Source organism: Streptomyces sp. NPDC002888 (genome assembly GCF_042888465.1).
Taxonomy (GTDB): Bacteria; Actinomycetota; Actinomycetes; order Streptomycetales; family Streptomycetaceae; genus Streptomyces.
The window spans coordinates 580,137-595,278 of the sequence record NZ_JBIAPU010000001.1 but is presented as its reverse complement, the minus strand read 5'-3'; the positions used below and the strand labels follow the sequence as shown (position 1 = coordinate 595,278).

The following is a 15,142-nucleotide window of genomic DNA, read 5'->3' as shown; positions in this document are numbered from 1 at the left end:
GGGGCGGGCGACCGGCCCCCTCACCCACCCGGCACCTCCGCCAGGGCCACCAGTCTGCGCTCCCGCCGGGACCTGTCGCAGGCGTCGGCGATCCTCAAGGCCTGCAGCGCCTCGCGCCCGTCGCACGGGTTCGCGCGCTCGCCCCGCACCACCTCGACGAACGCGGCCAGCTCGGCCTCGTAGGCGGGCCCGAACCGCTCCAGGAAACCGCTCCACGGCTTGTCGGCGGCCGGCGGCCCCGTGGGTTCCGTGGAGGCGATCGGCGTACGGTCGTCGAGGCCGACCACGATCTGGTCGAGCTCCCCGGCCAGCTCCATGCGCACGTCGTAGCCCGCGCCGTTCAGCCGGGTCGCGGTGGCCGTCGCGAGCGTGCCGTCGTCGAGGGTGAGGACCGCCGCCGCCGTGTCGACGTCCCCCGCCTCACGGAACATCGCCGGTCCCGCGTCGGACCCGGCGGCGTACACGTCCACCACCTCGCGCCCGGTCACCCAGCGCAGCACGTCGAAGTCGTGGATCAGCGTGTCCCGGAACAGCCCGCCGGACAGTGGCAGCCACGCGGCCGCCGGCGGCGACTGGTCCGACGTCACCGCCCGGACCGTGTGCAACCGCCCGAGCCGCCCCGACCCCACCGCGTCCCGAGCTCCCGTGTAACCCGTGTCGAAGCGGCGCTGGAACCCCATCTGCAGGATCGTTCCGGCCGTCTCCACCTCGGCGATCGCCAGTAAGGTCCCCGGCACGTCGAGTGCGATGGGCTTCTCGCAGAACACCGGCAGCCCCGACCGCGCTGCCCGACCGATCAGTTCGGCGTGTGCCTCGGTGGCCGTGGTGATCACCACCGCGTCCACGCCCCACCTGAAGATCTCGTCCACTCCCGGCGCCGCCGTCTCACCGAGCCGCCCCGCGAGCTCCTGCGCCCGCGCCGGGTCCGCGTCCGTGAGGATCAGGGAACCGACCTCACGGTGACGGCTGAGTGTGTTGGCATGAATCGCGCCGATGCGACCTGTACCGATGACCCCGATGCGCATGAAAACAAAGTGGCCGCGTAGCCCCGGTGATGTCAATGCGTATGTCCGGACAATCGAACTACAGAACTTCCCGTCAACCGGCCACAGAGCTACGCTCGGCCCGTGCCGAAACCAGAAGTGGACCCGACCGTGCAGCTCGAGCTCCGTGTGGACCGGAGCTCTCCCGTGCCGTTGTACTTCCAGCTGTCCCAGCAGCTGGAGGCCGCGATAGAGCATGGCTCGCTGACCCCTGGCAGCCTGCTGGGCAACGAGATCGAGCTCGCCGCACGGCTCGGCCTGTCCCGGCCGACCGTCCGGCAGGCCATCCAGTCCCTCGTCGACAAGGGCCTCCTGGTGCGCCGCCGAGGGGTCGGCACGCAGGTCGTGCACAGCCAGGTCAAGCGCCCCCTGGAACTCAGCAGCCTCTACGACGACCTGGAGGCGGCCGGACAGCGACCGGCGACCAAGGTCCTCGTCAACACCGTCGTCCCGGCGACCGCGGAGGTCGCCGCCGCACTCGGCGTGGCCGAGGACAGCGACGTACACCGCGTGGAGCGGCTGCGGCTGGCGCACGGCGAGCCGATGGCGTACCTGTGCAACCACCTCCCGACCGGCCTGTTCGACCTGGACACCGCACAGCTGGAGGCCACCGGGCTGTACCGGCTGATGCGGGCCGCCGGCATCACCCTGCACAGTGCCCGCCAGTCCATCGGCGCCCGCGCCGCCACCGCCTCCGAGGCGGAACGACTGGCCGAGCCGGAGGGCGCCCCCCTGCTCACCATGCAGCGCACGACCTTCGACGACACGGGCCGCGCGGTCGAGTTCGGCGACCACACCTACCGCCCGAGCCGCTATTCGTTCGAGTTCCAGCTCCTGGTACGGCCCTGAGGCCTGCGGCTGACCCGTACCGTTCATCTCAATGTCCGGACATTCTGGAGACGCGAGCGCGAACGCGCCCCGTAGGGGCGCGGGGCCGGGTCCTTGTGCGGCTCGGGCGCGACCAGCCGCACCGGCCCGCGCTCGACGGACGGCACGCACCACGCCTCTCCCACCCGGGCACAGCACAAGGCGTCGACGTGAGGCAGAATCGGCGACGATGAGCACCTACCGCGACCTCAGCGCCCCCATCGGCTCCCGGCGCGCCCCCGCACTCCGCACGGTCGGCACCCGGGAGCGCCGCTCGCACCTGACCGCACCGCGCGTGCCAACGGTCGGCATCGACATCGGCGGCACGAAGGTGATGGCGGGCGTCGTCGACGCCGACGGGAACATCCTGGAGAAGGTCCGCACGGAGACCCCGGACAAGTCCAAAAGTCCCCAGGTCGTCGAGGACACCATCGTCGAGCTGGTCCTGGACCTGTCCGACCGGCACGACGTGCACGCCGTCGGCATCGGCGCCGCCGGCTGGGTCGACGCCGACCGCAACCGCGTCCTGTTCGCCCCCCACCTGTCCTGGCGCAACGAGCCGCTGCGCGACCGCATCGCCGGGCGCCTCGCGGTCCCCGTCCTCGTCGACAACGACGCCAACACCGCCGCCTGGGCCGAGTGGCGCTTCGGCGCCGGCCGCGGCGAGGACCACCTCGTCATGATCACGCTCGGCACCGGCATCGGCGGCGCGATCCTGGAGGACGGCCAGGTCAAGCGCGGCAAGTACGGCGTCGCGGGCGAGTTCGGCCACATGCAGGTCGTCCCCGGCGGCCACCGCTGCCCATGCGGCAACCGCGGCTGCTGGGAGCAGTACAGCTCGGGCAACGCACTGGTCAGGGAGGCCAGGGAACTGGCCGCCGCCGACTCCCCGGTGGCGTACGGGATCATCGAGCACGTCAAGGGCAACATCGCCGACATCACCGGCCCGATGATCACCGAGCTGGCGCGCGAGGGCGACGCCATGTGCGTCGAACTGCTCCAGGACATCGGCCAGTGGCTCGGCGTCGGCATCGCCAACCTGGCGGCCGCCCTCGACCCCTCCTGCTTCGTCATCGGCGGCGGTGTGTCGGCCGCCGACGACCTGCTGATCGCCCCTGCGCGGGACGCCTTCAAGCGCCACCTCACCGGCCGCGGCTACCGGCCCGAGGCCCGCATCGTCCGCGCCCAGCTCGGCCCCGAGGCCGGCATGGTCGGCGCCGCCGACCTCGCCCGCCTCGTCGCCCGGCGCTTCCGGCGCGCCAAGCGGCGCCGGGTGGAGCGCTACGAGCGCTACGAGCGGTACGCGGAGGCCGTCCGCCGTACCCGGGACACGGCATGACCGCGTCGCTGCCCCACCAGGCCGCGCCCCCGGACGAGCCACCCCGGCCGACCGAGGACCGTCGCCACATGATCCGCCGCAGGGCCATCACCCTGCTGATCATGGTGCTGCTCATCGGTGTCCCGGCCGGCTACCTGGTGATCGCCGCCAACCAGAGCCGCGACAGCGGCAAGGACAAGGAGGCGAAGTACTCGGCGACCGGCCTGACCGCAGGCTGGCCGTCGAAGGTCCAGCGCCGCGTCTACCAGGTGCCGATCCCGCACCCGTCCGCCAAGGTCGCCTACTACGAGACGAACAACTGGAAGACCAGCCGTCTCTACGTCCAGTTCCAGACCACCGGCCCCAACCTGGACGTCTTCCTGGAGGCCCTGGGCACCGACCGGACCCGGCTGAAGCAGGACGACATCGCGATCGGCCAACGCGACCAGAAGGTCACCGGCTGGAAGTTCACCGGGCCCGGCCCGTGGTGGGGCCTCGTCCACCGGCAGAAGAACCCGGCGCCCACCCAGGACGTCGTGGTGAACCTGACCGATCCGGACCACCCGATGGTCTACGTCGTCTCGCGCACGGTTCCTTGACCGAGCCGCCGGTTCCTCGACCGGGTCTCGAAAGTGGTCGCCGGGGCCGATTGTCAGACCCCGCCCGTAGAGTCGAAGACGTCTGATCCGACTCGCGGGCGGGAGGTGAACAGAGCGTATGACCGACACGGCATCGGTGACCGGGCGAGCGGGGGAGTCCGTCCCCGTGCGCCTCGCGGCCGTCTTCCTGCCCGCACCCCTCCCGCGCGACGGCCGGGTCGCTTTCTGGGACCCCGACGGCGGCGACCTGCCCGCCGAACCCACGGAGCTCACCGTCGTACGACGGCATGGTGCCGGAGTCCGCCGCAGGACCATCCCCGCGCTGTCCCTGCCCCTCGCCGAGGCGCTCCCGCTGCTCGTCCGCGCCCGCCGCGACCCCGCCGCCCACCCCGCCACCGCCTGCTGGGGCGCGGCCGCGCTGCACGCCCTGCGGCTCGCCGCGCGCGGCCGGCTGCTGCCCGGCCTGACCGCCACCGGGCACGACGCCTGGCGCGCGGGCCCGCTCGATCCGGACGACATCGCCCACCTCCGCGCGGTCGCCGCGGCCCTGCCCCACGAGGGCCATGCCGTCCCGCTGCCCGGCCCCGGCCCGCTCCGGCTGCCCCAGCCGGAAGCGCTCATGCGCGCCTTCCTGGACGCTGTCGCGGACACCCTGCCCCGCACCCCCGCCGCGCCGTACTCCGCCGGGAAACCCTTCGCCGACCGCCGCCCGCACCGCCTGCCCGACGCCCACGAGTGGGCCGCCGAGGTCGCCGCCGGCATGGACGCGGGCGTGCGGATCTCGCTGCGCCTGGACCTGTCGGCGTACGACCTGTTCGACGAGGGCGGTGCGGTGCGGGCCGCCGGTGCGGCGATCGTCCAGGTCCACAGCCTCGCCGACCCCACCCTGGTGGCCGACGCGGCGGCGCTGTGGGCGGGCGAGGCGGACGCCGCGTTCGGTCCCCGCGCGCGCGTGGACGCGGCCCTCGCCGTGCGGCGCGCGGCCCGAGTCTGGCCGCCGCTGGCCCGGCTCGCCGACCAGGACGCGCCCGACGTCCTGGCCCTGTCCGAGGAGGAGCTGAGCGATCTGCTCGGCGTGGCGGCCACCCGGCTCGCGGCCGCCGGAGTCGCCGTCCACTGGCCGAGGGACCTGGCGCACGACCTGAGCGCGGCGGCGGTGGTACGACCGGCGCCGGGCTCGGCGACCGACGGCACCGGCTTCTTCGAGAGCGAGGAACTGCTCCAGTTCCGCTGGCAGTTGGCGCTCGGCGGCGACCCGCTCAGCGAGGCCGAGATGGATGCCCTCGCGGAGGCGCACCGGCCCGTCGTCCGCCTCCGCGACCAGTGGGTCCTGGTCGACCCGGCCCTCGTCCGCAAGGCCCGCAAACGCGAACTCGGCCTGCTCGACCCGGTCGACGCCCTGTCTGTCGCTCTCACGGGCACCGCGGAGGTCGACGGAGAGACGGTCGAGGCGGTCCCTGTCGGCGCGCTCGCCGCCCTGCGCGACCGGCTGACCGCCGGCCTGCGGCCGGCCGACCCGCCCGCCGGCCTGCACGCGACCCTGCGCGACTACCAACTCCGCGGCCTGGCCTGGCTCGACCTCATGACCTCCCTCGGCCTCGGCGGCTGCCTCGCCGACGACATGGGCCTCGGCAAGACGATCACGCTGATCGCCCTGCACCTGAAACGGGCCCGCAGCGAGCCGACCCTGGTGGTCTGCCCGGCCTCCCTGCTCGGCAACTGGCAACGGGAGATCACCCGCTTCGCGCCCGGCGTCCCCGTCCGCCGCTTCCACGGCCCGGACCGCACCCTGGACGACCTGACCGGCGGCTTCGTCCTGACGACGTACGGCACGATGCGGTCGGCGGCCCCGACGCTGGCGGCGCAGCGGTGGGGCATGGTCGTCGCGGACGAGGCCCAGCACGTCAAGAACCCCTACTCGGCGACGGCGAAGGCCCTGCGTACGATCCCCGCTCCCGCACGCGTGGCCCTGACCGGTACGCCGGTCGAGAACAACCTGTCGGAACTCTGGGCCCTGCTGGACTGGACGACGCCGGGACTCCTCGGCCCCCTGAAGTCCTTCCGCGCCCGGCACGCGCGCGTGGTGGAAACCGGCGAGGACGAGGAGGCGGTGGCCCGTCTGGCCCGCCTGGTGCGTCCCTTCCTCCTGCGCCGCAAGAAGTCCGACCCCGGCATCGTCCCCGAGCTGCCGCCCAAGACGGAGACGGACCACCCCGTCCCGCTCACCCGCGAACAGGCCGCGCTGTACGAGGCGGTGGTGCGTGAGTCGATGCTGGCCATCGAGACGGCGGAGGGCATCGCCCGCCGGGGCCTGGTCCTCAAGCTCCTGGGCGCGCTGAAGCAGATCTGCGACCATCCGGCGCTCTACCTCAAGGAGGAGGCCGCAGTCGGCGAACGCCTCGCCGCCCGCTCCGGCAAACTCGCGCTGCTCGACGAGCTGTTGGACACCCTGCTGGCCGAGGACGGCTCAGCCCTGGTCTTCACGCAGTACGTCGGGATGGCCCGCCTGATCACCTCCCACCTGGCCGTCCGCGCGATCCCGGTCGACCTCCTGCACGGCGGCACGCCCGTACCGGAACGCGAACGGATGGTGGACCGCTTCCAGGACGGGGCGACCCCGGTCCTCGTCCTCTCCCTGAAGGCCGCCGGCACCGGCCTGAACCTCACCCGCGCGGGACACGTCGTCCACTTCGACCGCTGGTGGAACCCCGCCGTCGAAGAACAGGCCACCGACCGCGCCTACCGCATCGGCCAGACCCAGCCCGTCCAGGTCCACCGCCTCATCACCGAGGGCACGGTCGAGGACCGCATCGCCGAAATGCTCCAGTCCAAGCGCGCCCTCGCCGACGCGATCCTCGGCTCGGGCGAGTCGGCCCTCACCGAACTGACGGACCGCGAGCTGTCCGACCTCGTCAGGCTGCGGAGGGAGGCGTGATGGGTATGACGGACGACCGCAACGACCCCGGCGGGACCGGCCCCGCACCCGACCGCCCGGCCGACGCCGCCCGCAGGGCTCTGCGGGCGGCACGGGAGCGGGCGGAGAGCGGGGCTTCGGGGGTGCGGGGCGGGGAGGCGGCGGAGTCTTCGGGGCTGCCCGAAGGGGCGGCGGCGTCAGAGTCTTCGGGGCTGCGCGAGGAGCTCGTGCCGGGGGTTTCGGGCGCGCGGGAGGAGGCGGCCCTGGCGTCTTCGGCCACGAGGGAGGGGGCGGTGGCGTCGGAGCCTACGGGGCTGCGCGGGGAGGCCGTGTCGGGGGTTTCGGATGCGCGGGAGGAGGCGGTCCCGGCCTCTTCGGCTTCGATGGAGGAGGCGGAGGCTTCCGGGGGTTTCGGTGGGCACGGTTCGGCTTCCGGGGGTTTCGGTGGCCACGGTTCAGCCTCCGGGGGCTCCGGTGGCCACGGTTCAGCCTCCGGGGGCTCCGGTGGCCATGGTTCGGCTTCGGGGGAGCCCGTGGGCAGCTCGGCTCGAGTGGAGCGGCCCTCCGCCGAAGGGGCCCCGCCCCGGCCCGGTGACGTGGCCCGGCAGGCTTTGCGCCGTGCCGTGGCGGAGCGGCGGGAAGCCGGGGCCGAGGAGTCTGGTGGGGCGGTGGAAGGCACGCCGGACGACCAGGTCCTGCCTGCCGTTCCTGTGCCGCCTTCCGTGTCCGGCAGGGGTGAGCGTCCCGGTGACGCTGCCCGACAGGCGCTGCGTGCCGCCCGCGCGGAGGCACGGCAGGCCGGGACGGATGCCGATCGCGAGCCCCGACGTTCGTCTCGTGCCGCAGGGGCCGACGTGCGACGGGGGAGCGGGGAGGGCCCTGGTGGTGGTGGCCCGGCTCGGCAGGCCCGTGAGCTGCGAGAGTTGCTCGCGGGTGCCTTCGGGATGCCGTCGGATGCGGGGGCCGGGGCGGGGGAGTCGCCCGCGTCCGACGCCGGTGCGCAGCAAGGGGGTCCGGGCCCCGAGGCCATCCCTGTCCCCCCACGCTCGTCCTCGTCCTCGTCCTCGCCCTCCGCCCCACCCTCGCCTCCGGCCCCGGCCCATTCCGACCCCTCTCCCCACCGGCCCCGCTCCATGGCCGCCCCCGCCCGCGACGGCGACCTCCGTCGCACGTTCCCGGCCTTTCCGGCCCTCGCGTCGGACGGTGACGACACCCGCTTCGCCGAGACCTGGTGGGGCAACGCCTGGGTCGCGGCGCTGGAGGAGGGCGCGCTGGACGCCAAGCGGCTGGCCCGGGGGCGGGGTTACGCCGAGCAGGGGCACGTGGACGCCATCACGGTCACACCCGGACTCGTGCTCGCGTACGTGCAGGGCAGCCGCCCGCGCCCGTACCGCGTGCAGGTGCGGCTGCGCACGCTCGGGGACGCGGACTGGGAGCGGTTCCTGGAGGCCGCGGTGGAGCGGCCCGGGCACATCGCCGCGCTGCTGGACAAGGAGATGCCCCAGTCCCTCGCCGACTGCGGAGTGCCGCTGCTGCCCGGCCCCGGCGACCTCGAACCGCAGTGCAGCTGCCCCGACCGCGGCCACCCGTGCAAACACGCCGCCGCCCTCTGCTACCAGACCGCGCGCCTGCTCGACGCCGACCCCTTCGTCCTGCTTCTGCTGCGCGGCCGCGGGGAACGCGAGCTGCTCGACGCCCTGTCCCGCCGCAACGCCACGCGCGCGGCCCGCGCCGCCCAGGAGCGGGAACCGGCGCTGCTTCCCGGCGTACGCGCCACCGAGGCCCTCGCTCCGCGTCAACTCCCGTCCCTGCCCGCTCCCTTGCCGGTGCCCCCGCACCCGGAGCAGCCCCCGGCGTACCCGGCGGCACCGGGCGGCCCGGACCCCTTCGCGCTGGACCAGCTGGCGACCGATGCCGCCGCCCGCGCGCACGCCCTGCTCAGCACCGGACGGGACGAGGCCGGCGAGCTGAGCCTGTGGCAGGACGCGGTGCGGGTCGCGGCGGCCCGCCCGGGTTCCGGGCTCACCGCGGCGACCCGCACCCTGTACGCCTCGTTGGCCTCCGCGACCGGCCGCACCCCGGCGGAGCTGGCGCGGGCGGTCGCCGCCTGGCGGCAGGGCGGGCTCGACGGCCTCGCCGTCCTCGAAGAGCCCTGGGACCCGCCGGCCGGCCGCTTCGACCGAGCCCGCCCGCTCCTCCTCGCCGCCGACCTCCCCGCCTTCCGCCCCTGGCGCAACCACCTCACCCACCCCCGCGGCCACGTCCAGCTCCGCTTCGGCCGCGACGGCCTGTGGTACGCCTACGAGTCGGAACCGGGCCACGACGACTGGTGGCCCCGAGGCACCCCCGACCCCGACCCGGTGGGCGCCCTGACAGGCCTGGGCACCCCAACCGACCTCTGACTCCGCCCACCCGCTTCCGGTCCACGCCCCCATTGCTCCCCGCCCGCGCCCGCGTGACCGCGCCCCCCACTCGCACCACCGCACCCCCACCGACACCACCACGCGCCCCCGCCTCACACGCCACCTGCCCTCACCCCACCCTCTCCCCGCCTCACCCGTGAAGACCCTGTAAGAGTTCCCCGGTGATGTGCGGGAGCGGGGTGTGAGGACTGGGGGCCCATGGGACCGGGGGCCAGAAACAGACGCTAGCTTGGAGCGGTGAGTGAGACGAACGCCCCCGCCCTTCAGTACCGCTTCGACGGGCCCGAAGACGCCCCGGTCCTCATCCTGGGCCCCTCGCTCGGGACGACGTGGCACAGGTTGTAGAGACCGTCCGTGGGCGTCCAGGCCAGTCCAAGATGAGCGCGTAATGCCAGGTCAGGGCATTCTGGTCCGGGGGAGTCGACGCAGTCGGTGATAGGCGTGTGAGAGCGGAGTGCGACGAGGAGCCCCGCAGGTGCGGCCCGGCGGGGCTTCTGGGTAGGTGGGTTTCAGTGTCCGTCGTGGGCACCGTTGCACTCGGGTTCTCCTCTCTCGAGCACCCGAAGCAAGGACGCGGCGACGACACGCGCCTTACGGTCGACGCGCACCATCCGACCCGGGAGCTCTTCGCGCCTAATCGGGTCGCAACCTTCACGTCTGCAAAACCCCACGCCTGTGGATGCGTGCGTGGCACTGCCTGTTCCCTCCGATGTTGCGCGGCCCGCGTGGAGCGGCCGCGACGGCATTGCCGGAGGCGACGGTCGCCAGACTGCCATGCGTCACCGCGGAGGACTTTGCCCGCTTCACCGCGCGACCGCATCGCTCCGCTGGCCTTGTAGCGGGTGGCATCCCTACACATCGCCCCCGGCGAACGCTGCCCGCAACCCGGGACCTGGCCTGGAACGTCAAGGCAGTTGTGCCACAGTGCGGTCCGCTTCCTGTAGGCGCTCGCTATGAGGGGCTCATGACACGACGAAGCCCCGCCGACTCGGGGGGCTTCTGTGCGCAGGGGCTATGACGGAGTGCAGCGGCTGGTGTGGGCACCGTTGTACTCCGGTTCTCCGCTTTCGAGTACGCGGAGCAAGGACGCGGTGACGACACGCGTGGCACGTCCGATGCGTAGCACGCGGCACGGGAACTCTCCACGACGCACGAGGTCGTAGCCCTTCGCCCGAGAGAACCCCAACGCCCTGGAAGCGTCTTCCACGCTGCCCGTTCCGTCCCAGGTGGCGCGGATGTGTGTAGGGCTGTAACGGGTGCCTTGCACCTCATTGGTCTGTCCGTGCAATTCGGATTCTCCAGTTGCTAAGGCGGTGCGGCTTGCGCGCAGCTGATTGCATTTGAAGTTGCTGAAAACGTCTTGCGCCAATGCCTGTGTCAGGGCCAGTGGATCACGGTGCCGACCCGGAAATTGATCAAAACAGCAAGTGACGTAATTGAGGTCACCCAGCCTTGCGTGCTTGGGTTGATGCCGATGAGCAGGCCGCCCCGCTGCAGGTCAACCTCATTCCCGGGTGCACTCGGGATGCGATAGAAACCGGTCCTCTGCGGTACGGAGGAGGTGGGGATGCTGCTACGCGCATCGCGGGATCTTGAGCGCCCACGGCACCTGTTCCACAGGAGCTCTGCGGTAGCGCAGAGAGCTGACAGCCGTGCGACGCTTTGAATTGACAGCCGTCTTGGCGATTCCTCTCGACGTAGGTGCAGGTAGTGGCGGTGGACCATCAATGATCCGGGGAGACGCCGGTTTGGCTAACCGGCGATCCCGCGCTATGTTGCTTCGCTTCGCAGCATGCCCGCGCAATGTGCGTCTGCTCGTGTAGTCGACTGTTGCAGCGCTGGCCCCGCCACCGCTGCGGCCTTCCACTGCTCCGTCGGCAACGACACCGACGCCTATGCCTGGACCAATTCCAGGAGCCATCCCACATCTCAACGGCGCAGCACAGGCGCGCGTGTTGGCGGCGCATTCCACTCGAGCCACTGCATGATCTCAGCTGGTGTACAGTTCACCGACTCATCGCTGGCCGCAAGGGAGTTGGGGGCCTCTCGGTGATCGAATTGAAGATCCCGGAGATCTACTGGGACGACGAGGCCGCCGTGAGCCTACTGGTCGAGTACTTCACCCGACGACGCTCACGCGGTGACCTGTTCTATTCCGGCGCACACTTCGAGCGCCTGGGCGGGGGCGGGGACGCCGAGCACGTCGCGGACTGCTTCGACAGCAACGACCTGGTGGCCATCACCACGCTCAGTGTGTCCCTCGAGCCGCACGGGGCGATGAACCTGCTGGCCGACCCTGGGGGGGGCACTGGGCGCGTCTGCTGTCGCTCATCCCTCGTGACGCGCGCTTGGAGAATCCTGGAAGCGATGCGCTCATGGAGGAGGGCGGACCCGCCTGGGAGTTGTGGGAACGCCTATCCGGCAGCAAGCAATACCCCGGCAAACCCGACGGCAGCGGCCCGGTTGTCGCAGGCAAACTGCTGGCCCGCAAGCGGCCGCACCTCATCCCCATCTACGACATCCGCATCAAGCAGCTGTTCGAGCGACCGAAGGCGGACCACTCCTTCTGGACCGCGCTGGCTGCGGCCCTGCGGGTAGACAACGGTGCCTTCCATGATCAGTTGGTCCATCTCCGCGATCAGGCGGGTATCGGTGAGGACATCGGCGTCCTGCGTGTGTTCGACGTCGTCGCCTGGATGCACCAAGGCCGGCAGGGTCAGGTCGCGACGAGTTGAGCTCTGAGGTGGAGTGTGGCGGGGAGGCGCATGCGGAGGCATATGCCCCGAGGCGGGCTACGCTGAGCGCAGACTACTGAGCCCTGCCGGTGCCCGAAGAGCTCAAGCCGTGCCCGACGCTGTCGCCCGTCGAGAAGCAACTGCGGGAAAACCACCCCGAGCAGTATCCCGGCTGGGTAAACCGATGGTCCGACTACGTCGAGGTGGACGGTGTGCCGATTCGACCGTGGGTCGGCGGGCAAGACCAAGACCTCAGCCGCTGGGCGGCCGGAGTCGAGTGCCGCGAGGTGACGACGCCGGCCCGCCACGCATGCCCGTGCGGGATGAGCCTGCAAGTCACCGACTCGGTGGGGAACCTTCCTCTCCGGAGGACTCGTCGGAGTCGCCGTCGTGTGGCAGGACGTATTGTGCGGTCTTTGCCGCCATGTGGAGCGGGAGTGGAAGCCCTAGGGTCACGTTGTAGTCAGGCGCGCGGCGCAACTGGTGGGTGATGGCGGCCCAAGGTCCCGGCACGCTGGATTTCTCTGGCACGGCGACAACCGCGATCTCCAGTGCGGCCGGGTTCCATGCGTTGGTGCCCGTGTCGATGACGGGCTCCGGCTCTTTGTCCTCTTCATCCTCCGAGCGCTTCTTCTTCAGCGGGATCCGGGTGGCAATCTTCGAGGCGGTCTTCACCGCGTGCTTGGCTGTGTGGGGCTTTTCGCCGGTGCTGTAGTACACGCGGTGGTCGTCGTCGGCGCCCGGGTGGGCCCACAGGCCGCTCGCGAAGCCGTGATCGGCGGTGTCGTCGTCCGGGGCGAACCACTGGGGGGTTTCGTCGGATGCGTGGTCGCGTACCCGCACATGGCACAGATTCTCGCCGTACAGGGTGATGTGCTGGGCCGGGTTGGGGCCGAACTGGAGAGCGTCGGGGCGCAGTCGGCCGTTGGTCAGCCATGGCCAGTGCAGACGGGAGTTCTGCGCGTGCGAGAGCAGCAGGACGTGGCGGTCGCGCAGGCTGTAGAGCATCGCCCGGATGAACTGGGCCGTCTCGGCCCGTTGATCGTCCAGATCGGGAACCCAGGTCGTGGTGCGTTGTCTCTTTCCATCCTCGGCTTCCGGCCTCGGCGCGTCCTCCTCCCCGGTCGCTCCTGTGACTTCACCGTCCTCGCCGTCTTGGTCTTCCTCGTCGAACTCTTCACACTCGCCCGGGATCTCGGCGTGGCGGGCGAGAGAGAGCAGGAGTTCCGGGTACGGAATCCAGTCCCCACGATCGGGGTCCCACCCCATGACCGAGCTGTCGGCTGCGCTCATTTTGACGGCGACAGGGGAGGTGCGGCGTTTGCGGGTGGGCCCGTCGGCGCGGCGCTTGACCATCCACAGTGCGACGTACTCCAGGTCCTTGGGCAGTTCGTCCACACTGTGTTCCGGTGCCGTGCAGACGCCCAGTTGCCGAAGGACGTCGTTCCACGCCTGCAGGGCTCGGTGGGCGATGCTCTTCTTGGTGGCGGTGTTCCAGTGCGAGCTCGGCAAGGTGATGAACTTTGTCAACCGTCCGGCATCGGCATACCCGAGGCGTACGGCGAACTTGGGGTCCACGATGTCGGGCCGGAAGGACTTCGGGTGGCCGATCTCGACCACGACGGCCTGGATGTCTGGTCGTTCGTCGCGCTCGCACAGTTCGGCGATCTCTCGCCGGCGGGCACTGATCGCTGTGGTGAGGGTCTTTCGTTTCGGCTGGCCGTCGGGGAAGTCGAGCCGGGCGGCGACGACACCGGCGTCTTCCAGGTACAGGCGCACCGTCAGCTCTGGTGCCGTCCAGGTACGTACGGCCTTGTCCGTTCCGCCCGGGCCGTCCAGGCCCAACAAGACTGCCAGTTGCTCGATCAGGGCGTCACGCGTGCGGTCGTTCTGCCAGCGCGCTTCGACGATCAGGGGCCGGCCGTCGAGTACCCGTGCCACGGCGGCGCGTCGTTCGTTGTGGCCTTTCCGCTCCAACTCGACCTTCTGGAGGGCGCGTTCCTCCTTCGTCTTGGCTGTCGGAGTCTTGGGGAGATTGCGTGGGAGGACTGGAAATCGGCTGCGGGTGAAGTCGCCGAGCTGGGTGAGGTGAGGCAGCAACGCCCCGGCTGCCCAGTCGGTAAGGGGGGAACGGTCGCGCGGCATGAGACCGGTGCCGACGCCATGGCCGCCCATCGACGTGGCATGCACGACGCTGATCTGGATGCCTTCCTTCCCGGGGATCCAGGCGTCGGGGTTCTCCTGCACTGCCGCTGCGTTCGGGAGTTCGCGAGAGAACCGGAGGCTGCTGAGCATGCCTTGGGGGCCTCCGCGCGTCCACTGGGGCAGGGACGTGCTGCGGTCGATGGCCAGTCGGCACACCGAGAGCCGTCCGGTTCCTGTCGACTGCCCTAGCCAGGGCGTTTGCGCGAGCAGGTACGCCGACACGGCCCGCCGATACGGTACGGGCACGGGCCCACCGGTGCGCCAGCGGCGAACTCCCGTGCGGACATGGAGGCGGAAGTCGCCGGCGAAGGGCACGGTCTGCACGGTGAGCGTGATGACGAACGAGAACTTCCACCACATTCCATCGTCGTCCTGGTGGTCACGCGGCGGCCAGGAGACGAGCTCGGCGCCGCGTTCGGCGGCGGCGATTTTGAACGTCATCTCGACGCCCTCGAAGCGGTAGGGATCCAGTTTCGCGATGCTCTGTGCGAGGGCGTCGGGCAGGAGCTGGTGGATCAGCGGGTCCGGCTCGAAGGTGCCGCCGGGCGAGGTTGTGCCCGCGAAGAGGTCGACGGTGTGTGGCTGCCAGGTCAGCCCGGCCACGTCCAGTGAGGCGCTGAGCTTGGTGGCCCGTTCGGTGATGTCCGGGTACTTCTTACGGGTGCGCGGGGAGTGCAGGTCACGGATCCAGGCGTGGATGAGCTGCCGCATGACAGGGAGCGGAAGCGGCGTTTCTGCGTACAGCCATGGGGTGTTGTCGTCGAGTGTGGCGCCGCGCGCGACACACAGCAGGTCGGGTGCCACGGCACGGATGACCTCGTTGAGCCTGCGGATAGGTACCTGGTTGATCTTTTTCGGTTCGCGTTTGCCGATCCGGTAGAAGTCCAGTACCTCGGCCCGCCACGAGGCGGGGAAGGCGAGTCCGTGGGTCTGGCGGATGAAGTCCGTGCCGCGGGCGGGCTCGAACGCGGTGAATCTGACGGTGGGGTAGGAGGGCACGTGTGGAGGTCCCTTCGTGTACAGGGGTAAGGGAATGGC

The 15,142-nt window shown here is 71.2% G+C and carries 9 protein-coding genes and 1 pseudogene; 7 read left to right on the top strand and 3 right to left on the bottom strand.

From position 1 onward, the window contains the following. Nucleotides 1-20 precede the first annotated feature (20 nt). Nucleotides 21-1,025, bottom strand: coding sequence for a Gfo/Idh/MocA family oxidoreductase (locus tag ACFYWX_RS02720; protein WP_389422111.1), 1,005 nt, complete (start codon nucleotides 1,023-1,025; stop codon nucleotides 21-23). A 129-nt stretch (nucleotides 1,026-1,154) separates the two neighbouring features. On the opposite strand from ACFYWX_RS02720, the gene ACFYWX_RS02715 reads away from it, so the two are divergent. The 5 genes from ACFYWX_RS02715 to ACFYWX_RS02695 all read left to right on the top strand — a co-directional run bounded on the left by ACFYWX_RS02715 (nucleotide 1,155) and on the right by ACFYWX_RS02695 (nucleotide 9,143). Next, nucleotides 1,155-1,892: a GntR family transcriptional regulator gene (locus tag ACFYWX_RS02715; protein WP_389422172.1), complete on the top strand. Its 738-nt coding sequence runs from the start codon at nucleotides 1,155-1,157 to the stop codon at nucleotides 1,890-1,892. A 208-nt stretch (nucleotides 1,893-2,100) separates the two neighbouring features. After that, nucleotides 2,101-3,249 carry an ROK family glucokinase gene (locus tag ACFYWX_RS02710; RefSeq protein ID WP_389422110.1) on the top strand — a complete coding sequence of 383 codons (1,149 nt, stop codon included), beginning with the start codon at nucleotides 2,101-2,103 and terminating at the stop codon, nucleotides 3,247-3,249. Continuing rightward, nucleotides 3,246-3,827 (top strand): sugar kinase, encoded by a 582-nt coding sequence (locus tag ACFYWX_RS02705; protein WP_389422109.1) that lies wholly within the window; start codon nucleotides 3,246-3,248, stop codon nucleotides 3,825-3,827. Before ACFYWX_RS02710 ends, ACFYWX_RS02705 begins: the two co-directional genes overlap by 4 nt. 118 nt (nucleotides 3,828-3,945) lie before the next feature. Beyond that, nucleotides 3,946-6,762: a DEAD/DEAH box helicase gene (locus tag ACFYWX_RS02700; protein WP_389422108.1), complete on the top strand. Its 2,817-nt coding sequence runs from the start codon at nucleotides 3,946-3,948 to the stop codon at nucleotides 6,760-6,762. A 512-nt stretch (nucleotides 6,763-7,274) separates the two neighbouring features. Continuing rightward, the gene (locus ACFYWX_RS02695; protein ID WP_389422107.1) at nucleotides 7,275-9,143 is read left to right on the top strand and encodes an SWIM zinc finger family protein; all 1,869 of its coding nucleotides are present in this window, start codon (nucleotides 7,275-7,277) and stop codon (nucleotides 9,141-9,143) included. Nucleotides 9,144-10,176: 1,033 nt separating this feature from the next. On the opposite strand, the gene ACFYWX_RS02690 is transcribed toward ACFYWX_RS02695, so the two are convergent. Then, nucleotides 10,177-10,371, bottom strand: a complete 195-nt coding sequence (locus tag ACFYWX_RS02690; protein WP_285513059.1) for an AlpA family transcriptional regulator — start codon at nucleotides 10,369-10,371, stop codon at nucleotides 10,177-10,179. 596 nt (nucleotides 10,372-10,967) lie between these two features. Between ACFYWX_RS02690 and ACFYWX_RS02685 the strand changes: the two are divergent. Both ACFYWX_RS02685 and ACFYWX_RS02680 read left to right on the top strand, forming a co-directional pair. Further along, nucleotides 10,968-11,402: pseudogene (locus ACFYWX_RS02685) on the top strand (DUF6308 family protein); the annotation flags it as partial. 110 nt (nucleotides 11,403-11,512) lie between these two features. Continuing rightward, nucleotides 11,513-11,899 carry a DUF6308 family protein gene (locus ACFYWX_RS02680; protein WP_389422106.1) on the top strand — a complete coding sequence of 129 codons (387 nt, stop codon included), beginning with the start codon at nucleotides 11,513-11,515 and terminating at the stop codon, nucleotides 11,897-11,899. A 336-nt stretch (nucleotides 11,900-12,235) separates the two neighbouring features. On the opposite strand, the gene ACFYWX_RS02675 is transcribed toward ACFYWX_RS02680, so the two are convergent. Further along, nucleotides 12,236-15,103 (bottom strand): pPIWI_RE module domain-containing protein, encoded by a 2,868-nt coding sequence (locus tag ACFYWX_RS02675; RefSeq protein WP_389422105.1) that lies wholly within the window; start codon nucleotides 15,101-15,103, stop codon nucleotides 12,236-12,238. Nucleotides 15,104-15,142: the final 39 nt, after the last annotated feature.

Bases quoted from the DNA above. Each gene is read 5' to 3' on its own strand.
- ACFYWX_RS02720 (WP_389422111.1), bottom strand. From the start codon at position 1,025: ATGCGCATCGGGGTCATCGGTACAGGTCGCATCGGCGCGATTCATGCC.
- ACFYWX_RS02705 (WP_389422109.1), top strand. From the start codon at position 3,246: ATGACCGCGTCGCTGCCCCACCAGGCCGCGCCCCCGGACGAGCCACCC.
- ACFYWX_RS02710 (WP_389422110.1), top strand. From the start codon at position 2,101: ATGAGCACCTACCGCGACCTCAGCGCCCCCATCGGCTCCCGGCGCGCC.
- ACFYWX_RS02700 (WP_389422108.1), top strand. From the start codon at position 3,946: ATGACCGACACGGCATCGGTGACCGGGCGAGCGGGGGAGTCCGTCCCC.